17 protein-coding genes are annotated in these 24,820 nt (G+C 43.6%); 11 read left to right on the top strand and 6 right to left on the bottom strand.

The window, feature by feature from the left end:
* The first annotated feature begins 215 nt into the window (after nucleotides 1–215).
* From JC525_RS06440 to JC525_RS06405, 8 genes are all read left to right on the top strand, one after another.
* Nucleotides 216–2,777: an HWE histidine kinase domain-containing protein gene (locus tag JC525_RS06440; RefSeq protein WP_198815082.1), complete on the top strand. Its 2,562-nt coding sequence runs from the start codon at nucleotides 216–218 to the stop codon at nucleotides 2,775–2,777.
* A 4-nt stretch (nucleotides 2,778–2,781) separates the two neighbouring features.
* A complete protein-coding gene (locus JC525_RS06435) occupies nucleotides 2,782–5,175 on the top strand; it encodes an EAL domain-containing protein (RefSeq protein ID WP_198815081.1) in 2,394 nt (797 codons plus the stop codon).
* Between the two features lie 371 nt (nucleotides 5,176–5,546).
* Entirely contained in the window at nucleotides 5,547–6,533 is a 987-nt protein-coding gene (locus JC525_RS06430) for a hypothetical protein (RefSeq protein ID WP_198815080.1), read from the top strand.
* A gap of 5 nt (nucleotides 6,534–6,538) precedes the next feature.
* Entirely contained in the window at nucleotides 6,539–7,138 is a 600-nt protein-coding gene (recR, locus tag JC525_RS06425) for a recombination mediator RecR (protein WP_198815079.1), read from the top strand.
* 237 nt (nucleotides 7,139–7,375) lie between these two features.
* Nucleotides 7,376–9,298: a molecular chaperone HtpG gene (gene htpG / locus JC525_RS06420; RefSeq protein ID WP_198815078.1), complete on the top strand. Its 1,923-nt coding sequence runs from the start codon at nucleotides 7,376–7,378 to the stop codon at nucleotides 9,296–9,298.
* Nucleotides 9,299–9,647: 349 nt separating this feature from the next.
* Nucleotides 9,648–10,292: an adenylate kinase gene (gene adk, locus JC525_RS06415; protein ID WP_012519076.1), complete on the top strand. Its 645-nt coding sequence runs from the start codon at nucleotides 9,648–9,650 to the stop codon at nucleotides 10,290–10,292.
* Nucleotides 10,293–10,441: 149 nt separating this feature from the next.
* Nucleotides 10,442–10,837, top strand: a complete 396-nt coding sequence (locus JC525_RS06410) for an MAPEG family protein (protein WP_198815077.1) — start codon at nucleotides 10,442–10,444, stop codon at nucleotides 10,835–10,837.
* 253 nt (nucleotides 10,838–11,090) lie between these two features.
* Nucleotides 11,091–11,405 carry a hypothetical protein gene (locus JC525_RS06405; protein WP_198815076.1) on the top strand — a complete coding sequence of 105 codons (315 nt, stop codon included), beginning with the start codon at nucleotides 11,091–11,093 and terminating at the stop codon, nucleotides 11,403–11,405.
* Between the two features lie 353 nt (nucleotides 11,406–11,758).
* On the opposite strand, the gene JC525_RS06400 is transcribed toward JC525_RS06405, so the two are convergent.
* Together JC525_RS06400 and lepB are read right to left on the bottom strand one after the other, a co-directional pair.
* A complete protein-coding gene (locus tag JC525_RS06400; protein ID WP_198815075.1) occupies nucleotides 11,759–14,353 on the bottom strand; it encodes a TonB-dependent receptor in 2,595 nt (864 codons plus the stop codon).
* Nucleotides 14,354–14,815: 462 nt separating this feature from the next.
* Nucleotides 14,816–15,454 carry a signal peptidase I gene (lepB, locus tag JC525_RS06395; protein ID WP_198815074.1) on the bottom strand — a complete coding sequence of 213 codons (639 nt, stop codon included), beginning with the start codon at nucleotides 15,452–15,454 and terminating at the stop codon, nucleotides 14,816–14,818.
* Nucleotides 15,455–15,817: 363 nt separating this feature from the next.
* Here lepB and JC525_RS06390 point away from each other — a divergent pair, with 363 nt between their 5' ends.
* Nucleotides 15,818–18,697 (top strand): M16 family metallopeptidase, encoded by a 2,880-nt coding sequence (locus tag JC525_RS06390; protein ID WP_198815073.1) that lies wholly within the window; start codon nucleotides 15,818–15,820, stop codon nucleotides 18,695–18,697.
* A 119-nt stretch (nucleotides 18,698–18,816) separates the two neighbouring features.
* Here JC525_RS06390 and JC525_RS06385 read toward each other — a convergent pair whose 3' ends face one another.
* Nucleotides 18,817–20,952, bottom strand: coding sequence for a methyl-accepting chemotaxis protein (locus tag JC525_RS06385; protein ID WP_198815072.1), 2,136 nt, complete (start codon nucleotides 20,950–20,952; stop codon nucleotides 18,817–18,819).
* Nucleotides 20,953–21,262: 310 nt separating this feature from the next.
* Here JC525_RS06385 and JC525_RS06380 point away from each other — a divergent pair, with 310 nt between their 5' ends.
* The gene (locus JC525_RS06380; protein ID WP_198815071.1) at nucleotides 21,263–22,108 is read left to right on the top strand and encodes a formate/nitrite transporter family protein; all 846 of its coding nucleotides are present in this window, start codon (nucleotides 21,263–21,265) and stop codon (nucleotides 22,106–22,108) included.
* 162 nt (nucleotides 22,109–22,270) lie between these two features.
* A complete protein-coding gene (locus JC525_RS06375; protein ID WP_198815070.1) occupies nucleotides 22,271–22,576 on the top strand; it encodes an excalibur calcium-binding domain-containing protein in 306 nt (101 codons plus the stop codon).
* A 96-nt stretch (nucleotides 22,577–22,672) separates the two neighbouring features.
* Here the strand turns inward: JC525_RS06375 and hisIE are convergent, their stop codons facing one another.
* The 3 genes from hisIE to hisA are packed head-to-tail and all read right to left on the bottom strand — an operon-like array spanning nucleotide 22,673 to nucleotide 24,818.
* Nucleotides 22,673–23,290 carry a bifunctional phosphoribosyl-AMP cyclohydrolase/phosphoribosyl-ATP diphosphatase HisIE gene (gene hisIE / locus JC525_RS06370; RefSeq protein ID WP_198815069.1) on the bottom strand — a complete coding sequence of 206 codons (618 nt, stop codon included), beginning with the start codon at nucleotides 23,288–23,290 and terminating at the stop codon, nucleotides 22,673–22,675.
* Nucleotides 23,287–24,099, bottom strand: a complete 813-nt coding sequence (gene hisF / locus JC525_RS06365; protein WP_198815068.1) for an imidazole glycerol phosphate synthase subunit HisF — start codon at nucleotides 24,097–24,099, stop codon at nucleotides 23,287–23,289. The genes hisIE and hisF overlap by 4 nt, the downstream gene beginning before the upstream one ends.
* On the bottom strand, nucleotides 24,081–24,818 hold the full coding sequence (hisA, locus tag JC525_RS06360; protein WP_198815067.1) for a 1-(5-phosphoribosyl)-5-[(5-phosphoribosylamino)methylideneamino]imidazole-4-carboxamide isomerase: 738 nt from the start codon (nucleotides 24,816–24,818) through the stop codon (nucleotides 24,081–24,083). The genes hisF and hisA overlap by 19 nt, the downstream gene beginning before the upstream one ends.
* Nucleotides 24,819–24,820 lie beyond the last annotated feature (2 nt).

The following is a 24,820-nucleotide window of genomic DNA, read 5'->3' as shown; positions in this document are numbered from 1 at the left end:
GCGTGTTGTGGTGTAGTTTCTTAGCTATATTAATATATCCGCATAAAAATATCTTTATCTTGGGGAGTGGGCTATAACTTTATAGCACCAGGTTAAAAACATGTTCGGGATGCTTTGTGCACAGCCGTATCAGTAAACAGAAGTTCAATGATGTGATGCAGCCTCAACCCACAGATTTATAGCAAGCAAACGAGTAAACAACAAAATGGCGTTTTATGAGCAGCGACACTAAAGAACTATCTTCACTAATAACGCAGTGTGACAAAGAGCCCATACACCTACTAGGAAAAATACAGAACCATGGATTTATGGTTATCCTAGATAGGTCCGGAACAATTGAATATCTATCAAAGAATGCCTCCCCATTTCTTAAAAAAAGTACAAGTGAATTAATCGGTACTTCTCTTTGGAGTATCTTAGATAGGAGTCTGGTCCATTCTATAAAAGGCGCGCAAAGCCAGGCAATCATTCTTGGTAAAGCAGCCTATCTCTATTCGGTTTCTGTCCCTTTTTCCGACAATACATTTGATTTATGTGTTCATCAAAGCGACGGCTATCTTGTACTTGAGTTTGAAAATAGTGAGTCTTCGCGAAAATTTGAAAGTGTCATTGAGGCGTTGATGATTCAGATGACAATGTTCTCTGAACTCGATGAGCTTTATTCTGGCCTTGCTCAAAGCGTTCGCACCGCAACGGGCTTTGATAGGGTTATGGTGTATCAATTCCTTGCCGATGGAGCCGGGGAAGTCGTTGCTGAGTCAACATCCAGCGATATGCCGCCATTTCTAGGGCTTCGATACCCTGCCTCAGATATCCCTCGCCAAGCTCGGCAGCTGTACAAGAAAAACCTCATAAGAACTATATCTGACGTTCACGGTGTAACGCATGAGATCTTAGGGAGAGATGAGAACAAAGCTCGGCACATTGACCTATCGTTGTCTCGTCTCAGAGCGGTCTCTGAAGTGCATATACAATATCTGAAAAACATGGGTGTTGGAGCATCCATGTCGATATCGCTCATTGTTGAGGGAGAGCTCTGGGGGTTAATTGCATGCCACCACAATAGCCCAAAAGTAGTGCCCAGCAGGCTCGTATCGCAATTAGAGTTATTCGCTGAAATGTTCTCGCTTGAGCTTTCTCGACGGCTAGTTACAGAACGGATAAGAGTGAGTGAACAAGCAAACTCAACCTTCGCACGAGTTTTAAGTAACTTTTCCCATGGAGGTCCAATTACTAACGCGATAGTTGAGCAGTTGGCTCTCTTAAAAACCCTTATTGATATAGATGGTGTAGGCTGCATTTTCAGTGGTGAATATACCAGAGCAGGTTCTGCCCTCGATGAGGAGAGTATTCTGCGCCTTACCGCTATCTTGAGGCGGCTTCCGGAAGAAGAAATACATCAATTTGATAGTTTGGCTGACTGTGGCGGTGATTTTTCTGGTGGAAAGGTTGCCGGTGTACTAGCGCTTAAGATATCAAGCCAACCTATGGATTACATATTCCTTTTCAGAAACTCAGTTGTCGAGCAAGTGACATGGGCAGGTAATCCAGAAAAGCGAGTTGAACAAAAAGGGCAAGAGAAGATACTTACTCCGAGAGCGAGTTTTGACAAATGGATCGAATATAATGAATTTAAGTCGATTCCGTGGACGACACTAGACATAGAACGGGCTAAATCTATTCGCCTTGGTGTTATGGAGCTGACAATCCGCCATTTACATGAGAAAGAAGCGTTACAGCGAGAGGCTAAAAAAAGGCTGGAGCTACTCATAGGGGAACTTAACCATCGCGTTAGAAATATCTTAAACTTAGTAAGCGCTATCATCGGGCAAACGTCTCAGCATAAAAAGAATATCAATGAATTTGTAAGCTCTCTGTCGTCGCGAATTTCTGCGTTGGCTTTAGGTCACGATCAACTCACTCACGCTTCATACAACAGTATATATTTTAGACAATTGCTCAATAACGAACTGAAGGCGTACATGGTCAACGAATCATCGTTCCATATTGAAGGGCCTGAGATAAAATTAAAGCCATATGCAGTAACGCCTATTGTCCTTGTTTTCCATGAAATGATCACTAATGCTGCAAAATACGGTGCGTTAAGCGCAACAAGTAACGATGGCAGGGTGTCAATCACTTGGGAGCTCGATAATAGGGGCTGCAAGATATTCTGGGAAGAACTTGGTGGTCCTCCTTTACATAGTCTAGGGGAAGATAGTTTTGGAATGACGGTTATTAAATCTGTTATTCCACATGAGCTAAAAGGCCGAGCTGAAATTAAGCCAACGACAACGGGCCTCACCGCAGAGTTTTTGATACCTAGCAAGTATATAGAGTTCGAAGAAGCTTATCTCATTGATGAACAAGATGAAGGTAACAACAGAACTATTAAAGCTAATAAAATAGAGAGTCCTAAGCCGCTTTCTAGTGCCTTTATTGTTGAAGATAACTTACTCATTTCTCTAGATTTGAAAAAGCACCTCAAAAAAATGGGGCTCGAGCAAATTGAAATTTTTGGCGACATTGCCAGTGTCCGAGCTGCACTGGCGAAAAGTCGACCATCAATGATGTTTTTAGACGTTCATTTGGGTCACGAGAATACCTTCCAGTTGGGAGTGGAAATAGCGAAACTATCTATCCCATTTATCTTTATCACGGGTTACGGCGCCGCAATTGAGTTACCCGACGAGCTTAAAGATGTGACGGTACTAACAAAACCTGTCGATACTGGGCTTCTGAGACAATCAATAGAAGCCCTCGGCTTTAAGGTGTGATGCAGTGACAAAAATAATGACGCCCTCAGTAGTCATAGTCGAAGACAGTCTCGTCGAGATTATGAATATCCAAAAGATACTCGCAGAAGCTGATATACGGGTCTTAGGCACTGCGATAAATGCCGAACAACTTTTTGCGTTAATAGAAAAAGAAAGCCCTGATTTAATCCTCATGGATATAAACCTCGGCTCACATGAATCGGGTATCGACATCGCGAAGTTGGTCGCTAAACAGTTCGCTATTCCTATCGTTTTTACCACCTCATATTGTGACGACACCACCATCTCTAATGCCTTAAAGGTGTCGCCCTATGGCTATCTGGTTAAACCCTATGGCGCATTGTCATTAACAACCACGATATTGGTTGCCCTCGAGAGAAAAAGAATAGAGCGTGAACTTGCCTCATCAAACCGCCGTTTTGCCATGGCGTCAGAGATGGCAAAGTTGGGCGTACTAGAAATTGATAGCGCCTCTCGCTCTATAGTCATTGAGAGTGTGGATAACCTTTTTGATTTTCCTAGAAAGCTGACCGTAGAGAAATTCCTCTCTTTGTTTACTGACGAGCAGCGCTTGGAAGTTGCAGAAGCAATAAGGCTCAAGACAAATTATTTAACAACGCTGCAGTTAAAAATTGCTGGAAGAGAAACTCGTTGGTACCAGGTTGTTTTATCTGATGTAGTGTGGAAAAAGGACTATGTGCAAATTGGTGCTATTCAGGATATTTCAATCCTGCAACATGCCCAGTCTAACCTGACTATAGCAGATCGGGTTGTTAGTGAAATTAAAGAAGGGGTGCTGGTTTGTGATGCGAACGGGTCAATAGTCAAGGTTAACAAAGCGTTGTGCGAAATACTTGGCTGCGAGCCGGGCAAGCTTATCTCGCAATATATAAATAAAATCTTTCCCAAAGAGCGCAAACACGACCCCCGTCCAGATTACCTAATTGATGGACTAAGAACCGACCTCACCATTGTAAACGAAGGGCGTAGGTATCATTTGGTTATGTCGGTCACGTCTTTCGATAATGGCAGTGGAGAAACTCACTTTGTTGCTATTCTGACCGATGTGTCAGATCTCAAGTCATCAGAAAACCAATTAAAGCTTTTAGCATTTACCGATGCGCTCACCAGTGTTGGTAATCGAAACCATTTAAATAATATAGTGGAAACATTCAGCGAGTCGTGCGCACCATTTTCAATCATTTTTATCGATATTGATGAGTTTAAACTCATTAACGACACCCATGGCCACGAAGTAGGAGATCAAATACTCAGAACCTGTGCCAGCCGTTTCAAAGCAGCAATTCGGCAAGATGACTCTGTCTTTAGGTTCGGTGGAGATGAGTTTGTTGTTGTTACGGGTACTACATGTGAAAAGCACTTAAGTATCGTGACTTCCAGACTGTCGATGTGTTTTAGCAAATCTTTTAAAACATCATCCGGCAGCTTTAATATCTCGGCAAGTATAGGCGTCGCCACCTCGACAGGTAACATATCTGCCGTTGATTTATTGAAAAATGCTGACATAGCTATGTTTTCAGCTAAACAAAATGGAAAAAATAACACGGTCGTATTCAATGAAAATTTATCTAAAAATATAGAGTATCGACTATTTATCCAGCAAGGGTTAAAAAGCGCAATCCAGAATAAACAAATTACCGCCTATTATCAGCCCATTATCGGGGCTAAAGGGGAAATAATCGCCATTGAAGCGCTTGCCAGATGGTACATTCCAAGTCACGGCCCTATTAGCCCCGATAAGTTTATTCCCATTGCAGAGCACTCAAATTACATACATGACATCGGTTTATTAATGTTGGATGAGGTGTGCTTTGCAATTAAAACCATTGATGGCTGGGGCTTCTCAAACGTAAGATTTAACGTAAATATGTCTGCGGTTCAACTTCAGAATTCAGGGGTCGTTGGCCTGTTTGCAGAGCGCTTCGCATTTCATAATATTTCTGCAAAACGAGTTGTGATAGAAATCACGGAATCAACATTACAAAATGAAAAAGCGCGAGAGGTACTAGCAGCCATCAAGCAGCTAGGCGTTACCATTTCAATTGATGATTTTGGTACCGGCTTCTCATGTATCTCAGAACTTGCAGACGAGACCTATGATTCGATCAAGATAGACCGTTCACTGCTGCCAGAGTTTCCCCTTGAAACGAAAAGTGAAATACGAAGGTCGCTAATTATTGAAAACGTAGTCTCAATGTGCGAAAAGCTGGGAATGCCTTGTACTCTCGAGGGATTAGAAACTGCTGAACAGGTCAATTTTGCAAAGAAAATTGGTGCTCGTGCTATGCAAGGCTTTTACTTCAGTAAACCTCTTAGCTTAGAAGAGCTAATGGAGTTTCTACAGGCCGAATTTGCAACAAACGTTGTAAATGTCTAAAAACGCTAAGTCTTGATTAGTGAAATAAAGTTAGGCTTGCCCTGCACTAAAAATAGAGTTAGAGCTATCTATTATATTGTTGTCTTTAGTTTACCAATGCCTACAGCAATGCAGTATTGCAGCGTTTCCAATTAAACATACGCTTTTAAGTCTGTGAACAATTGGTCTATACTGCCCGGGATACTGAGGCTACTTTAATAATTTCAGCATATCTCAATCATAATCGCCATCATTTGAAATTGGTCTTATTTCTAATATTGTTCGTTTTATTACTATCGTCATTTTCCCTAAACTGAGTGTTGGTTCTGCTTTTTAGTCAAATGCTGGAAAGTGTCGATTCGACGTTTACCCTAGATAGAGGATTTTTTGAAGTGCTAAGGAAAGGCTTAGTTATCACCACGGTTATTCTTCTCCCTATTGCAGCCGTGCTATTTTTTATGAGTGTGCATGAACTGTTTAAGATGAAAACAGTGACGGTCGACCCAAAACTCAAAGAAATATCAGGCATTGAATTCGATAAATACAAAAGACTCTGGGCAATCAATGACAGTGGTGACGGCCCCATTCTCTATATGCTCAATAAAGATGGCACAATTGAAAGAGAAGTGACGGTTACCAATGCAAAAAACGTTGATTGGGAGGACATGACACAAAATAGCTTTGGTCATTTCTTTTTAGGCGATTTCGGGAATAACGATAATAAACGACGCTGGCTAACGATTTATAAAATCGAAAATCCCATTGATATAAAAACAGATACTACCGAAGCTGAAATTATTAAATTTACGTATCCGGAAATGGGGAAAGGCAAGGTGAAGCCTCAAGATAAGAACTACGATCTTGAAGCCTTTGTTGAATATAAGCGTAATCTTTATCTTTTTACAAAAAACAGAACCCAGCCTTTTGATGGTATAACGAAGCTCTACAAAGTGGGTGATCATGCTGCCAATTTTGATGCGCAGCTTATCGGAGAGTTTAAGACTTGTACCACGCTTGAAAAACTCTGCTGGATAACCTCTGCAGCAATCAGTCCAGACAGAACAAAATTAGTACTACTAGACTCTACCAGTTTATGGCTTTTTGAAAACTTTGAAGATGATAACTTTTTCAGTGGCGATGTATCGCGCATAGACCTTGGCGTAGTGACACAAAAAGAAGCGGTTACCTTTTACGATAACAATACGCTGGTGTTTACAGATGAGGAGTATAAAGGCTTATTTGGTGGCAACGTGTATGAAGTTAAACTCGACCAAGCCAAGCGTAACGTGATTAAATACCGAGACAGACTAAAACAAAAAAGCGAAGGCGCGGAAGCAAAGCGCGAATCGCCTCAAACAGACAAAGCACCGAAGCAGTAGATAATATGAAGTTCAGTCCCTTACTTTCAGAATTAATTCAGGCCCTTACTTGCCTACCTGGTGTTGGCAATAAAAGTGCTCAACGAATGGCATTTCACCTTTTAGAACGAAATCGCACAGGTGCTATCGATTTAAGTAACGTGCTTCATAATGCCATGGAGCATATCCATCACTGCAAGCGCTGTAGAACCTTCACTGAAGACGAACTATGTGACATATGCCGACACCCAGAGCGTGAAGCCAGCGGCCTGCTGTGCATTGTTGAGAGCCCCCAAGATGTTTTAGCGATAGAGCAAACGCTAAGTTATAAAGGACAATATTTTGTACTTATGGGGCATTTATCACCTATTGATGGCGTAGGACCAGAGGAAATAGGGTTAACGGAATTAGAAGCGCGCCTTGGTGCGGGTGGAATTGATGAGGTGATCCTTGCCACCAATCCAACGGTAGAAGGGGAAGCTACAGCGCATTACATAGCGCAACTTTGTGCGAGTCACAGTGTCGATGCTTCTCGTATCGCCCATGGAGTGCCAGTTGGGGGAGAGCTTGAGTACATAGATGGCAATACCCTAACTCATGCGTTTTCAGGGCGCCGCAAACTTTAATGCTCAAGCGTAGCGTTTTGCTTTTTCAAGTAGAACGCTAGTTTTCCCCTTACTCGCTCCTTACTTTGTAGTCTATTTCATTTTAACGGTTTGTAAATTGGTCTGCGCCAATACTTCTTGTTAAAAAAAATCTCCCATTAAAAAAATAAATTTTCGTTCTAAACGTTGAAAAGTGGGTTGAGCGACCTTACCTGTTTAACATCAAACGTGATCCATTCAACGAGGAGATATTGGATTATGGCTGAAGCAGCCCACAAAGAAACCCACGGTTTTCAAACAGAAGTAAAACAGCTTCTTCAACTGATGATTCACTCTTTGTATTCAAACAAAGAAATTTTTCTACGCGAGTTAGTCTCAAACGCAGCAGATGCTGCGGATAAGCTACGCTTTCGCGCGTTAGAAAATGATAGTCTTTACGAAAACGATGGTGAATTGAACGTAAAGCTGAGCGTCGACAAAGAAGCAAATACGGTTACCATTACCGATAATGGTATTGGTATGACTCGCGATGAAGTTATCGCTAACTTGGGTACTATCGCAAAGTCTGGCACTAAAGATTTCTTTAGCAAACTGTCTGGCGATAGTGCGAAAGACTCGCAGCTCATCGGTCAGTTTGGTGTTGGTTTTTACTCTGCGTTTATCGTTGCAGATAAAGTGACTGTACGTACTCGCGCCGCTGGTGCCGAAGCGTCTGCAGGTGTCGAGTGGATTTCTGATGGGGAAGGCGAATTCACTATCGCCGAAATCAATAAACCTACGCGCGGTACTGAAATTACTCTTCACCTTCGTGAAGATGAAAAAGAGTTTGCTGACACTTGGCGTCTACGCTCTATTGTAAGCAAATACTCAGACCACATCAGTATACCTGTGCAAATGTGGAAAGATGAAGTTCCTGAAAGAGAGGGGCCAGATGGCGAGAAAATTGAAGGCCAACCTGGTGAATGGGAAGTCGTTAACAAAGCGACTGCACTATGGACTCGCGAAAAATCAGAGATCTCTGATGAAGAGTATAATGAGTTTTACAAGCATATCTCTCACGACTTTGCAGATCCATTAGCATGGGCGCATAATAAAGTAGAAGGTAAAACAGAGTACACAAGTCTGCTTTACATACCTTCTAAAGCGCCATTCGACATGTGGAACCGCGACCAAAACCATGGCCTTAAGCTTTATGTTCAGCGCGTTTTTATTATGGATGACGCAGAGCAATTTATGCCAACTTACCTTCGTTTTGTGAAAGGTTTACTAGACAGCAATGACCTTCCGCTTAACGTGTCTCGTGAAATCCTTCAAGACAATAAAATTACTCAAGCACTGCGCCAAGGTTGTACTAAGCGCGTTCTGCAAATGCTTGAGAAGATGGCTAAGAATGATGGCGAGAAGTATCAGACGTTCTGGAATGAATTTGGTAATGTTCTGAAAGAAGGCCCAGCAGAAGACTTTAGTAACCGTGAGAAGATTGCAGGTTTATTGCGCTTTGCATCAACCCACGGTGAATCTGATGCGCAAACAGTTTCATTAGCTGATTACATAGAGCGTATGAAAGAAGGTCAGGATAAGATTTACTACGTGACTGCAGATAACCTGCAAGCAGCAAAGTCTAGCCCTCACCTCGAAATTTTCCGTAAGAAAGGCATTGAAGTTCTGCTAATGGGCGAGCGCATTGACGAGTGGTTAATGTCTCATCTTACTGAGTTTAACGAAAAGCAGTTTGTTTCTATTGCTAAAGGAAACTTAGATTTAGGCGATTTAGAAGACGAAGAATCGAAGAAAGCGCAAGAAGAAGCAGAAAAAGAAGTTGAAGGTGTACTTGAGAGAGCGAAAGCAGCACTCGGAGATAAGGTAGTAGACGTTAAGTTTACACATCGTCTTACTGACTCACCGGCGGTTATCGTTGCTGACGATAACGGCATGACTACGCAAATGATGAAGCTGATGCAGGCTGCTGGCCAGACAGTGCCAGACGTGAAGTATCACTTCGAACTAAACCCTGAGCATAGCTTGGTTAAACTGCTTGCTGACACGCAAGACGAAGAGTTATTTAATCAGTGGGTTGGCGTATTATTCGACCAAGCTGCGCTATCAGAACAGGGCAGCTTGAAAGACCCTTCTAGCTTTGTTCAGAACTTGAACACGCTATTAATGAAGTTGGCCAAATAACGAAGTAGTTTCCAACTTTATATTCAAAAACGGGCATCTCGCCCGTTTTTTTATTATTAATTCCTATAAAAATAAGTTTGGCAATTTTATTGTGCTATATTTTGGCGGTTTATAGTTTCAAGTTAATCAAGACGCGCGTTAATTTATTCAGTTTTGGTGGAGCTGAGTTGTCAGGTAATAATGTTACTAGTATAGGCAGAAACTCATAAAAGCACCTATAAGCTGAACATATATTCGCCATTAGTCTTAAGATTAACAATACGGTACTCCTTACACTTGTCACCCCTGTGTTGAATGTGTAAAGTGCCCGAAGTAAAAAGTTTAAAAATCATAAGCGGAGAACGCACTCATGCGAATCATTCTTCTCGGCGCTCCTGGCGCGGGTAAGGGCACACAAGCTCAGTTCTTGATGGGCAAATATGGCATTCCACAAATTTCAACGGGCGATATGCTTCGTGCTGCGATTAAAGCGGGTACTGAGCTTGGTCTTGAAGCAAAGCGTGTAATGGATGAAGGTAAGCTTGTTTCTGATGAAATAATCATTGGTCTAGTTAAAGAGCGTATCGCTCAAGACGACTGTAAAGATGGCTTCTTGCTAGATGGTTTCCCTCGCACTATTCCACAAGCTGATGCAATGAAAGAAGCTGGTGTTTCTGTTGATCATTGTATTGAGTTCGATGTGCCAGATGACGTTATTGTTGAGCGTATGGGCGGCCGTCGCGTACACCCGGCTTCTGGCCGTGTATACCACGTGGTTTATAACCCGCCGAAAGTGGAAGGTAAAGATAACGAAACCGGTGACGACCTAATCGTGCGTGACGATGACAAAGAAGAGACAGTTCGTAAGCGCCTTGCAATTTACCATGAGCAAACCAAGCCGCTTGTAAATTACTACAGCGCAGAAGCCGAAGCTGGAAACTGTGAGTACCATAAGCTAGACGGTACTCGCCCAGTTGAAGAAGTAAGTGCTGAACTTGCAGAGCGTTTAGGTTAATCACTAACAACGTTTATAAAAGGTCGCTTGTGCGGCCTTTTTTGTTGCTTGTAACTTATTAGTGGATAACGTTTAATGTCTTTTGATGCAATGAGAAGACATGCGCAGATTAACGCAACGCGATATAACTATAACATGTGGAGTAGACCATGGTTTTGCCAATCACGGCGTTTTACGCCAGTTTATTAGGTATTTGTTACCTGTACTTGTCGTTTCTGGTTATCGGTGCGCGACGTCGTCACCAGGTTGGTATTGGCGATGGTGGTCATGAAGATCTTATTCGACTTTCCAGAGCCCATGGCAATTTTAGCGAGTATGTACCTATTACGCTTATTATGATCGCGTGTTTCGAAGCAAACACCGGCCAAATATGGGCCGTACATGCCTTGGGCAGCGCGTTACTGTTTGGACGTGCTTTGCATGCCTATGGTCTAGGGCGCCACTCTGGCGTTAGCTGGCAGCGCTTCGCAGGTATGATTCTAACCTTCCTTGCTATGCTTTGTGCTGCGGTTGGGAATTTAATACTAATCCATTTTGGTATGTAAACCCAAGGCCGTTGAAGCGAAAGCTTATAAAGAGATAATGCCAGCTTAGCTGGCATTTTTTATGGATAACATTAAATAGACTGAGGTTCGAGTTTTTAATACAAACGCATAGTCAAAAAATATTTAAAAATCAGGTATAGAGAACAGGTCTTTTTCCTAATTTTTATGGATATAGTATTTTGGTCAACGCATTTGCGATTCTAGAGAATTGCTATGTTGGTAAGCTTTAACACAAAATCTGTAAGGAGATATCATGGAAAGAGAAATCAATTTAGATAGTTACGAGCTTTCACAAGAAGAGCTAGAACAGGTCAGCGGAGCGTGGATCGCTAATATTATAGGTGCTTTTGCAGGAGCCGTCGGAGGCGTGTATGGCGCGGCGATAGCTGGCGGTGGAGGCGCCAGTTCTAAATCACTATGGTCAGCAGGTTTAGTTGGTGCAGGTACTGGCTTTTTCAATCCGGTGGGTAGCGTTGGTCGTTTAGCTGGATCTGTAGGCTTGGGGTTAGGCGGTGGCGCGATAGGTAACGCCGTTGATTCTCAGTACGAGGAAACTACAGACGAGTAATCCTTATAGCAAGGCAGAGGTTTACAACGACTGAAGTTTTCTAGGTAGAGTCAGTACTAAAGAATGGGGTGGTAAAAAAGAATGCTAAAAGCTTTAATCTTATTAATACTAATAATTTTCTATACTTTTTTACTAAAACGAAAATTCAACGTGAAGATGATGGATGCTTGGCAAGCCGAAACATTAGGCTCCGAGGTACTAGTATACGTGATGATTGCTTTGCCTGTTATTTTTGCATGGCTTACTACGGTTCTTTTTGAATATCTGTTCTATTAGGCTGATTCAATAAACGCATATTAAAAAGCGCTCGTGGCAAAATAATGCCGGCGAGCGCTTTCTCTTTTGAGCTACCTTTAGAAACGGTAAGTTAGTTTAGAGTAAACAAAGCGGCTACGCGGGTTGTGTACGCTGCCAACATAACCATAAAGGTCGTTATCGCCGTTACCGATTGCAAACGGCGGCTCTTCATCTAGTAAGTTGTTAGAACCAATAACTAGGCGAAGGTTATCGCTGTAGTTGTAACCAAACTGAAGGTCTACCAGCATTTGCGAATCCACGGTTCTAGAGGTATTTTCTTCAAAATCTAATACACCGTCGAAGTCGATATCAGGGGTGTCTTCAAACTCCCCAATAAAGCTGATGTTTAAATTGGCATCAAACGCACCTTTCGACCAAGTTGTACCAAACAACCAGCGGTGCTCTGGGTAACCGTATTCGCCCGTATACTCTAGACCGTCTTTTTCAAACTCGTTCATGTAAGACCAATCTAGGTTGAAGCGCACGTTACCGTACTCTTGTAGTTCCATGCTGTAATTAGCGCTGAAATCAACACCCGAGGCTTTTTGTGACGATACGTTTTGGTAAGTGTTAAATATCTTCTGGATAACGCCTAGCGACTCACCCTGTTGTGGGTCTAGACGAACACAGATTGTACTGTCTTGGTTATTACACTCAGCGTCGTAAACCAAACCAAACTGCTGTTCGTCAATTTTGTTATCTTGAGTAATACTCCATACATCAATGCTCAAACCAAGCTCTTGAATAGGTGCGTAGATTACACCCACGTTCCACGACTCTGACTCTTCCGCATCCAGATTGGGGTTACCCGCAAATTCGATGTTGTAATCCAAAGATTCACAGTCTTGACCTGTTGCTTGACAGCGGTATTGGTCAACAAAGAATACGCTTTTCTGCGATGGGCCCAAACCCACTTGTGCAAGCGACGGCGCTCTGAAGCCTTGCGCCCATGAACCGCGAACCGTAACTTCATCGCTTGGTGCCCAACGTAACGCAATTTTAGGGTTAGTCGTGCTGCCAAAGTCGCTGTAGTGGTCGTAACGGCCAGCGAGTTGTAGCTCTAGCTCTTCAGCCAAAGGAATTGAAAGCTCTAAATATGCTGCGTACTGATCGCGTTCTGCTGAAGCTGATACTGACTCAGTACCGAAGATTAATCCACGCTGGAACTGAACATCTGGAACGTCAGACACTTGCTCTTCACGGTACTCAACGCCCGCCGCCATCATGACGACATCATCGCCAAAATCAAACGCTTCGCCAGTGATATGTGCATCAACACTTGTCATGCGCGATTCACCGCGGCGCACTAAGCTAGTGGTAATTTCGTCAATTACGCTTTGAGGGTTAGTCACGCCACCAAAGGGGTTGTAATTGCCAAGATCAATTTGCTCTTGTAGCCAATCAACGCGAACCCAACCTTGCGATTGGTCACCGCTTTGTTCTGAACGGCTGCGACCTTTTTGAACCGACGCTTCCCAGTCGTAGTCGTTAAACGTACCGCGTAAACCTGCGACTAATCGAAGGGTGTCTGACTCGATATCCCAACGGCGAGCGCCAGCATCCACAGGGCGGTAGCGACCTATTTCAATGTCCTGACCAAATGGATTGTTGGGGTGAGTCCCCGGAACGGTTAGGCCCGCATCTTCATCCAAGGGCGTTGCTGCACCGCCTGCTTCAGACGTATTGTGCTGCATAGCAACTTCCATAAACGCTGTGGTCTCATCGCCAATTTTATAGTCGAATTGACCGATAAAGCCTACGCGCTCAGAGGCTGGAATTGTTAATCCAAACGGGCCGTAATCGAATAAGCAACTGCCAGAGGCCGTAGCGCTATCTGCAGGGCAGTCTGGATCGATTGTTTTTACGCCATCAACATAAAAATAACCCGGGTAACCTCGTGATGAACGAAAATCCATACCGCCGTAAGGCGATTGGTTTGCCGTACCAAAGCGACCCATTTCGTCAGCCCCAAGGGTGCTGTTATTGAAATAGTCGATAATAACAGTGGCACTGCTTTTCTCGCTTTGCGAACCCCACAAAATGCTTGCTGTGGTTTCATCGTAACTAGGACCTGTTGTGCCGCCGTAGCCTGCATTGATCTCTAGACCTTCATAGTCTTTTTTAAGTACTACGTTTACTACACCCGCAACCGCATCTGAGCCATAAATAGCAGATGCGCCGTCTTTTAGAATATCAATGCGCTCAATGGCAGATACTGGTATCGAGTTAATATCTACAAATGAGTTGGTGATACTTTCGGCAAAGGCGCTGATGGCGACGCGGCGGCCGTTAATGAGAACTAGTGTTGCATCTGGTCCCATTCCTCTGAGTGATACTGCTGCTGCGCCATTAGCGGTAGAGTCTTGGCTATTGTTACGTGTTGAGAAGGTACCTGCGCCGGTAGCGGGCATTCTCTCTAATAGTTGCTGAAGGTTTTCATAGCCCATGCCTTCAATCATTGTTGCGTCAATTGACTGAATAGGAGAGGGACCTTCCATATCTGTGCGCTTAATGCGTGAACCGGTGACTGCAATTCGCTCAAGGTTCGCTGCTTCTTCATCAGCTTGCTGCGCATGTACAGGACTTAGTGAGGTAATTCCTGCAAGTGCCAATCCCACTGCTATAGCACTTATTTTACGACCTTGTTTCATTGTTATTTCCTTATTATCCATTTACTTGTTGTGTGTTGCTGCAACATAAGTATGTTACGAACTCATGAATAGCATTTCTAATACTAAAGTTGCAATAGTTGCAATGGCGAAATTTGTGACACTTGGTTACAAGGTGTGTAAAGCAGGTATTCCTTTTTTACTTGATAAAGGCGGTGTTATGAAATTTTATGAAGAGGAAAAAGCCGCGTTTCCATTGAGATGGAAAGCAAACCTAAGATTTAGAAATAGACGAGAGTGTACAGTGAGATAGGTTAATGCGTTTAATATTTGTACACAAATTAGGGGCTCTCAGCTCTCAGAAATATTTGGAGGTGCTCGCATTACCTCTAATACGCTCTGCAATTTGCTTCCCTTTCAAGCGAAGAATTATTAGACGTTGGTAAAGGTCGCTTAATAATACCTCTTCACGTTATCTGATGAAGAGAAGTCTCGACGGTAGTTCTATTCTAACGCGGTGAAAAATCTTTCCCTTCTAGGCAGGTACATATCTTCAGTATCGAGTGAAAACGCAACATAATTTGCTTTTCCCTGTATTTCTTCAACAGGAACAAAACCGTAATAGCGAGAGTCTACGCTATTATTTCTGTTGTCACCTAGTGCGAGAACATTACCTTTAGGCACGGTTACAGAATTAAAGCTTTTCGCTGAGCTAGGTAGCGGGTTAAGCACAATTGTACGGGTATGCCCTAATATGTTTTCTAAAAAAAGAGAGCTACCCTTTGCTTCAACTGAAGCTTTCTCACCATTAATGGATAGCCGATTTTCTTCGAGTCGTACCGTATCACCTTCTACTGCAACAACTCGCTTTATAAGTCTGGTATCAGCCGCGTGGCTATTGATAATAACAATGTCTCCGCGATTGACAGCGCCGGTTTTCGCAAGGACAACGTCTGTAAATGGAATTTCTAGCGTGTAGGCAGATTTATCAACAATAACTCTGTCTCCAACGTAAATGGTGGGTTCCATCGAACCAGTTGGCACATAGTACCAATCTGCTACACTGCTTCGAAAAGAGAAAAGTAACACCACAAACAAAATAAACGGGAAGTTGCTTCTAACACTTTGCTTAATGTTAACCACTATGGAGTCCTTTAATTAACTTTTCTCTTTTAATCTAGTCACGTTGGTGAGCCTTCACTTCATTAGTTCACTCGTAGGTGTAGATTATTCCCTCGTTAAATTGTTCCGTTTTGGCTGTGTGAAAATGTAACCAACTGTGTCAGAAGCTTAGTGATAGCGCGTTGAATTGAACCAAATGAAATTTGAACGTTAAAGGCTTAGATTTAATTTTTATTTTTATATCAGTTGTTTAGGTTTGCTTTTGTTATGGGTTTTGAACGTCCTCAGCATTGATAGCGCATTTTTCCAGCAAAAGGAATATCATGGCGCTAACAGTGGGCCTGTGTTAATTATTACGGTTTTGAAAGTCAAAGAAATTACAGCATGCTCAACTTCTTTAAACAAACCAGGCTATATACAGCAGTCGCGGTTGTTGCATTAAGCACGTTATCAATCGGATGCACGAACAATAATTCCCCCGCCAGCAGCCAAGCTGCTGTCGAAAATGCCACCCCTTTCGATGTAAATTATGAACGCTTCACGCTAGATAACGGGTTAACTGTTATTTTGCATGTCGATAGATCTGACCCTGTAGCGGCGGTCGCGTTGACTGCGCATGTGGGGTCTGCCAGAGAAAAAGAGGGGCGAACGGGCTTTGCTCACCTCTTTGAGCATTTGCTGTTTTTGGAGTCTGAAAACCTCGGTAAAGGTGGCTTAGATAAATTAAGTGCCAGAATTGGCGGTTCAGGGGCGAATGGATCTACTAGCCGAGACAGCACCGACTATTATCAAACTGTGCCTATTGATGCGCTTGAAAAAATGATTTGGGCAGAGGCTGATAAATTAGGTTATTTCATTAACACGGTAACAGACCCTGTGCTCGCTAAAGAAAAGCAGGTAGTGAAAAATGAAAAGCGTCAAAGTGTTGATAATCGCCCTTACGGCCATAACCAATATGTAATTGATAAAAACCTATACCCAGAGGGCCATCCCTATAGTTGGCAAGTCATTGGTTCGCTGGAAGATTTGCAAAATGCCACGCTGGCGGATGTTAAAGAGTTTTTTAATAAATGGTACGTACCCAATAATGTGGTGCTAACCATTGCTGGTGATATTGATGTAGCCCAAACGAAAGCATGGGTTAGAAAATATTTCGATGAAATTCCGTCTGGCGAACCTATAGAAAAACTGTCGCCAAAACCCGCAAAATTAGAAGCCACGGTAAAACGCTATCATATCGATAATTTTGCTCAAGCGCCGCTGTTAACGTTGGTATGGCCGACGGTGCCTGAATATCACAGTGATTACTACGCGCTTCAAGTGCTTTCCCAATATTTAAGCCAAGGGAAGAATGCACCGCTTAATCAAGTTCTCATCGACGAGAAAAAATTCACCAGCAATGTTTATTTATACGGCTACGACGCAGAAATCGCGGGGCAGCTTCAGCTACAGGTAATGGCGTTTAACGGTGTCGATTTAGATCAAGTTCTAGACGGTGTTAACGAAGCATTTGCGCGTTTTGAGAAAGACGGAATTTCAGCAGCGGATTTAGCGCGCATTAAAGCAGGGCAGGAGACTGAGTTCTATAAAGGGCTGTCCAGTGTTCTAGGAAAAGGCTTCCAGCTTGCGCAATACGAGATTTTTGCTGGTGGCGCTGGGTTTACTAGCCAAGACGTGCAAAAAATTCTTGGGGTTAGCCAGAAAGACGTGATGCGCGTGTACAACGCCTATATTAAAGATAAGCCATATGTGGCTACCAGCTTTGTGCCCAAAGGCGAGCAAAACTTAGTGCTTGAGGGTTCGACAGTGGCGAAGGTGGTCGAAGAGCAGATTGTTGCTGGCGCTGAAGAAAGTTTTGATGCGTCAGTCTTTGCCGATTATGAGCGCACGCCTTCCTCATTCGACCGAACGAAAGAGCCAAACTATGGCGATGGCATAAGCGTTGTACCTCCAAAAGTTTGGCAAACTGAGTTGTCTTCGGGGCTTCGGATTGCAGGTATTGCTAACGATGAGGTGCCGCTAGTGATGTTTGAGCTGAAACTAGATGGCGGAATGCTATTCGATCAAGCGGATAAAAAAGGTACCGCGAACTTGCTGGCGGCAACGTTGCTTAAAGGAACCGCGACCAAAACACCTCAGCAACTAGAGCAGGAAATAGAGCTATTAGGCGCATCTTTAGAAGCAAACGCTTCTGAAACTGATATCACAATAAGCGGTACGGTGCTTTCTAAGCATTTTGATGCACTTATGCAGCTGGTGTCGGAAGTTGTGCTTTCCCCTCGATTTGATGAGGAAGAATTTGAACTGGCTAAAGACGATACTATTAATCAAATTGAACAAATTAAAGCCAACCCAAATGCAATAGCAGCAGTAGAATTCAAAGCATTACTTTACGGACAGGATCATCCATTTGCAAACACGGCGTTAGGGGATATGCAAAGCGTACCTTCTATTACCATTGAGGATGTTAAATCCTACTATAACAAAAACATATCACCGACTCTGGCGAAGTTACATGTTGCTGGCGATATTCAACAAAAGGCTGTTACGCAGGCAGTATCAACCCTTAACTCAAGTTGGGCAATAAAGGAGGTGATGTTACCAGCGGTATCAGAGCCAAAATTACCTGACGATGCCCAGTTATTTTTCTATGACGTGCCAGACGCAAAGCAGTCTGTATTGTATTTCGGTCACGCGGCACCAAAAGTTACCCATCCAGACGCATACAAGGCGAGCGTAATGAACTATCGGTTGGGCGGCGGCAGTTTTGCGTCGCAGCTCATGCAGGAGCTACGAGAAAATAAGGGCTATACCTATGGTATTCGCTCTTCGTTTTCTAGCGACCAATATACGGGTGAGTTTACAATAAGAAGCGCTGTACGCACTAACGTCACACTAGAAGCCACCCAAGCCATCAAAGATATCTTGTCATCGTTTCAGTCTGATTTTTCAAGCGAAGATTTGGCCGTTACCAAAGGTTTTACCCTTAAGTCGGGCGCGCGCGCTTTCGAAACGCTGGGGGCTAAATTGAACATGGTGAGTGAAATAAGTGACTTTGGGCTATCGAATGACTACGTTTTGCAGCAACAGGCTGAAGTGGAAAACCTGACCGTGAATGACGTCAAACAGTTGTACGCAAGCTACATTCATCCAGATAAAATGATCTATCTGATAGTAGGTGATAAAGCCACTCAGTTTGAACGCTTAGAGGCGCTGGGTCTTGGCGCGCCTATCTTGCTTAATCCTTCAAACCAGCAGAACTAATTATTCTTTGTAAAGCAATGAGTAACGCAAATGTTCAACACCAACATACAGGGTAAATAACATCAAAAGGCTCGAATGAATTACATTCTTACGAGCCTTTTTTCCATTCGTTGAACGGCTTAATGGGTTTTTAGTTTGGCCAACAGCTCCCTAAGCGTGCTTACAGCACTGAAGATAGCTTTAGAGCTTTCTGCCGATGATTTAGAGTTAGTAGAAACGTCAGACGTTGCATTACCAATAACCACCATATTTCTATTCAGTTCTTCACTCACTTGGCTTTGTTCTTCTGCTGCGGCTGCCATTTGCGTCATGCGCTCACTGATCTCTCCAATTTGCAGAACCGTGGTCTGCATTTTTCCTAATGCGGATTGTGAAAGCTGCGCCGCACCTTCAGCTTTTTGACTGCCTGAGTGAATAGTGTTTACTGTGTGATCAACCTCGCTTTGTAACGCTGTAATCACCTTGCCAATTTCACCCACTGACTCTGCAGTTTTAGAGGCGAGAGAGCGGACTTCATCAGCGACTACGCTAAATCCTCTTCCATTTTCGCCGGCACGCGCCGCTTCAATCGCAGCGTTTAGCGCTAACAGATTAGTTTGGTCGGCTATGGCACCAATAACGTCGAGGATCTTTTTGATATCAGCACTTCGCTGAGACACCGCTTGAACCGCATCCGAAGCGTTTTGCATCTCTTTAGATAACTCTGTTACTGAGCGTGTCGATTCTGAAATCTCGCTCTCTGTTTGTTTTACTGAATTGGTAGCATTATCTGCATTATTTGCTGCATCGGCAGCCGTTCTTGCCACCTCTTGCGCGGTTTGAGACATTTCAGTAATAGCGGTAACCACACTGTCTATTTCTGCCTGTTGTACTTGAATAAGTGAATTCGTACTTTCGGTGTGGCGCTGCGTTTCACCACTTTGCTCGATGACCTGTGCACAAGACTGTTTAGCTTGGTCAAGCAATTCCCTTACCCGCTCTTTAAAGAGATTAAATGCTTCACTTAACTGAATAAGTTCAGCGTGCGAATGCACATGTATATCTTGTGTTAAATCTCCGCCTTGTCCAGCGAGCTCTTCCATTCGCTCGGCCACTTGGCGCACGGGCTGGATGATACTTTTTGTAAATACAAAAACGAGGGCAAGAGCAATCGCCGTACATATTATCGCCACGATTAGCTGTGTTGACAGCAGTGACGTTACTGCTGAAGAAATCATAGATTCGAGAGAGGTAACTGGCGCCATTGCATGTGTTTTGCTTACGCCAACAATCATTTTCCATTTTACATCCGCAAGAGGTAATGAGATGTCTTGAGAGACATACAACATGCCATCGCTCTCGATAAGTCCAGACTGCTGTTTTGCGTTTATCAGCATGTTTGATTTGGCTTTATCACTAAAAACCTCAGCAAATGGGCGAGCAAGCTTGTTCTTAGCATCGGTTGCAGCAACGACTAAACCGTTTTGACTAACGACATAAACTTCAGCGTTACCATTATAGAGTGAAGCTTTGAGCCCTTCTGCTCGCTTTTGGATAATAGGAAGGTTTAAGTCAGTGCCAACCACACCGCGAAACTGATTATTTGCTATGACAGGAACCGTTAGGCTAGTCATTAACTCAGTATAGCCTTCGCGAATTTCGTACTGATAAGGATTAGAAACGCAGGGCTTACGTGTTTCTTCATTACACAGATACCATTCAGCTGCTCTAAACCCGAATTCATCGAGCGTTGTATCATGCTTCAACTCAGGATCAATAATTGCGATCTGCTCAGCAGCGCCGTTCGCTCCCCGAATAAAATAAACTTCGAAGCTGCCTGTTCCTGGTGTTGAATGAGACTTCCCGGTTGTATTTTCTGCGGCTTTACCGTCAAACCTATTTGTTTCAAATTGCGCATAGACGCTTGAGGTTAAATTCGTATTCAACATACTTTCAACTAACCGCTCGGTCTGCTCACGACTTAACGATAGCTCATCATTTGCCTCTATGCTTTTCGTAAGTTGAACTGCTAATGCGTTAGGCAGAATAAGTGCGCTATTGATTAATGCCTCCGTTTGCGCCGCATATTGAGATGCCTTCGCAGATACAGTGTTCTGTATCTGGTCTACGATTTCCTGATTAACATGTTGGTCTATTTCTTTTTCGGTTCGCTCAAGTAAAAGATAGCTTACGCAGATGAATACTGCGGCGAGGAGTATAAAAAGCATGCCAACAACAGACATGAGCTTGGAAGACAGAGAATGACTTTTTTTCATTGATAAATACAACGTTGACTTGAATTAGACCAGTACTGAACATAGTACGTTTTTGCGAATCTTAGCGAGACAATGCTTATTCTTTTGTCAGAATCGCACGATTGAAACAGCAGTGGCGCATTGTACGTAATTTGTTCTAAAACATCAGATGACTATTCATCTTTGGCGTTTTAATTTTCATACATGTGTATCGTTTTTGATACTTAAGGGCGGGAAACGGGCGTTTTGACCAAAAACTAGTGTGCCTTACGTATTATCAAATGATACGTAAACATATTACGTAGATAATGTGACGAAACCGGAGAGTTTAATGACTAAAGATGCTAAGGAATCGGGCGGCAGGCAGCAAGATGTGGCGTTGAGCCATACCGAAGAGAAGGATGTGAGAGATAATCAGAGTTTAAATTCTGTTTCACTATACGCCATTGTTCACAGGGAAGGGCTTGAGGAACTTCAGCGTCCTATGATGTCGTTATGGTGGTCAGGGGTTGCAGCAGGTATCGGTATATCGATTTCAATCCTAGCCGAAGGAATTCTGCATCACCTCTTTGCAAATTCACCTTATCAGTTCGTTATCGAGAATTTGGGCTACACCGTCGGGTTCGTTCTGGTCATTGTTGGTCGACTACAGCTTTTCACTGAAAATACGCTTTCGGTCATTCTTCCGCTATTAAGCAAGCCATCTTTAAATATGGGCTTTTGTATTGCGCGTCTGTGGTCTATTGTTTTCGCCGCTAATATGTTCGGCACCTTTCTAGCTGCATTATTTAGCTATACCCTGCAAGCTGTGCCTCCAGAGCTGGTAGAAGGAATGACTGCTATATCTGAGCATTATGCCAAGTTATCACCGTCAGACGCTTTTTCTTACGGTATTACGTCTGGATTTATTATCGCCGCTATCGTGTGGATGAAGCCTTCGGTCAAGCATTCCCAAATATTGATGATCGTTATCTTTACCTATCTTATTGCCATCGGAAACTTTACCCACGTAATAGCGGGCTCGACCGAACTATTTCTATTGGCTCTGCAAGGGCAAATCAGTATTGCCGAAACGGCTGCGTTAATAGGCGCAACTCTGATGGGTAATATCGTTGGCGGAACAGGACTGTTCGCACTATTAGCTTATGGGCAGGTAGTACGAGAGATAGAAGATTGAGTTTCATTATTGGCTATTGGATTTCAAAACTTTAGAATTAAGCGTTTTGCACAATTTCCGTAAATGCCTAGTTAATAATAGCAGTCATTAGTGCATGAAAGTGTTCACGCTTTTTAGAACGAAATAAGTAGGCAAGCGAATCATTCAGGGACGAAAAACACTATGTTGAATAAACTATTACTTATCTTAGTCGTTGCTTTCGGCGCGAAACTTTATTTCGAAAACAGCAGCCACCAATACTCAGATAATCAGCAGGACCTAAATCAACTTTCAACTCAAGAGCTACTTACTCAAGAGCATTTTACTCAAACTGAGCGCAATTCTTTTAAGTGCGACGGACGACAATATTGCAGTCAAATGACTTCGTATGAAGAAGCAAAATACTTTCTAAAAAATTGCCCTAATACGAAAATGGATGGTGATGACGATGGCATTCCATGTGAGCGTCAATTTAACAGGTTTGACTAATTAGTAGGTGTTTTACTGAGAAGAAAGCGACCCTCGATAATTCAACATTTAAATATCGAGGGTCAGAGTACTTTAATATATTTGTGCGAGTTCTGCTTACTTATGACGCTCACGCAATACATTAAGTGCATCGTTTAGCGACATGTCGCTAGCTTGAAGCAGCACGGTAAGGTGATACAACAAATCAGCGGCTTCGTTTTTAAGCTCTTCTTTGTCGTGCACCGTCGCGGCAAGTGCGGTTTCAACGCCTTCTTCACCAACTTTTTGTGCTATGCGCTTAATGCCTTTGTTGTAAAGACTGGCGGTGTAGCTACTTTTTGGATCAGCATCTTTACGAGCCGCCAATACACGTTCTAGGTCTGCCAGGAAAGTAAATGCAGGTGTATTACCGTCAAACCAACAGCTTTCAGCACCGGTGTGGCATGTAGGGCCGTTAGGGTTGGCAAGTACTAATAGTGAGTCTTGATCACAATCGCAAGCAACGCTTACTAAATCTAGCGTGTTACCTGACGTTTCACCTTTTGTCCAAAGGCGCTGCTTCGAGCGGCTGAAAAACGTCACTTTGCCGGTTTCAAGGGTTTTCGCTAACGCGTCTTGGTCCATATACCCCTGCATCAATACCTTGCCAGATAGTGCGTCTTGCACAATAGCAGGCAGCAGGTTATCCATTTTATCCCACGCTAATTTATTGCTGTTTTCATTAGAAATGATCACGGGTTTACTCCTTCTGCTTGCGCTGTTAATCCGTGACGCTTTCGCATTGCAACGCCATTGCTGGTTAACTCTGCTTTTAGCTCATCAATGTTGATGATGCCTTTGTGAAATACAGACGCCGCCAGTGCGCCATCCACATCAGCCAATTGAAATACGTCAGTAAAGTGTGCAATTTCACCTGCACCGCCTGATGCAATTAGCGGCACTTCACATACATCGCGCACGGCTTTCAGCTGCTTTACGTCATAGCCTTTGCGCACGCCATCTTGATTCATGCAGTTAAGCACAATTTCACCTGCGCCCCGTGACTGCACTTCTTTTATCCAGTCGATGGTTTGCCACTGGCTTTTCTGTGTGCGGGCCTCGTCACCGGTAAATTTGTACACTTCGTATTGATCAGTCGCTTCGTTGTAGAAGCTATCGATACCAATGACCACGCACTGTTGCCCGAACACATCGTGCAGCTGATTGATAAGTTCTGGGTTGTTAAGGGCAGGGGAGTTAATTGAAATCTTATCTGCACCCATTTCCAAAATGCGCCCAGCGTCTTCAATGCTCTTAATACCGCCCGCTACACAAAACGGAATATCGATAACTTGTGCAATACGGCTTACCCAGCTTTTATCGACCACGCGGGCATCAGAGCTAGCGGTAATATCATAAAATACCAGTTCGTCGGCACCTGCTTTTGCGTATTGCTCCGCAAGAGGCACAATATCACCAATAATTTCGTGGTTTCTAAACTGTACGCCTTTGACTACCTTGCCGTCGCGCACGTCCAGACACGGTATTATGCGTTTTGCCAACATGCGATAGCCTCCTTCACCGTAAACTTACCTTCAAGTAACGCTCGACCTAAAATCACGCCGCCCACGTTTGTGGGTTTCAGCGCTTCAATATCAGCAATGCTGCCAATGCCACCAGACGCTTGCCAGCTAACATGTGGGAAGCGGGCCGCCATCTCTTGGTACAACTCGGTGTTCGCGCCTTGCAGGGTGCCGTCGCGGCTAATGTCGGTGCATAGCACGTGCTTAGCTCCTACTTTAGCGAAATCTTCTAATAAGCCTTCAAGGGCTACGCCAGAATTTTCTTGCCAACCGTGTGTGGCAATAAGCTTTTCACCGCTGTCGCTAATATTGATATCAAGGGCCAATACAATGTGCTCTGGGCCGTATTTTTCTACCCAAGACTTGACAAGTTCAGGCTGTTTAACGGCAAGAGAGCCAATGACCACGCGGCTAACGCCGATTTCCAGTAGCTGCGCTACCTCTTCTTCGCTACGAATACCGCCGCCTGCTTGAAACTGCATACGCTTGGTGTCGACCATAGACTTTATAAGCGAAAGCTGCCGCTTGCTGGTATCTTTGGCTCCGGTTAAATCAACAATATGTAGCCAGGTTGCGCCCTGATCGGCATAGTCGTGAACCACGTCTACTGGGTCCAGTTCGTATTGGGTTTTTTGCTCGTAGTCACCTTGATAAAGGCGCACTACGTGTCCGTCAATAAGATCAATTGCTGGAATAATCATTA

Source organism: Alteromonas sp. IB21 (assembly GCF_016405965.1).
Classification (GTDB): Bacteria; Pseudomonadota; Gammaproteobacteria; order Enterobacterales; family Alteromonadaceae; genus Alteromonas.
Note: the sequence above shows the minus strand (reverse complement) of the source record. Positions and strands in the feature narration are given on the sequence as shown.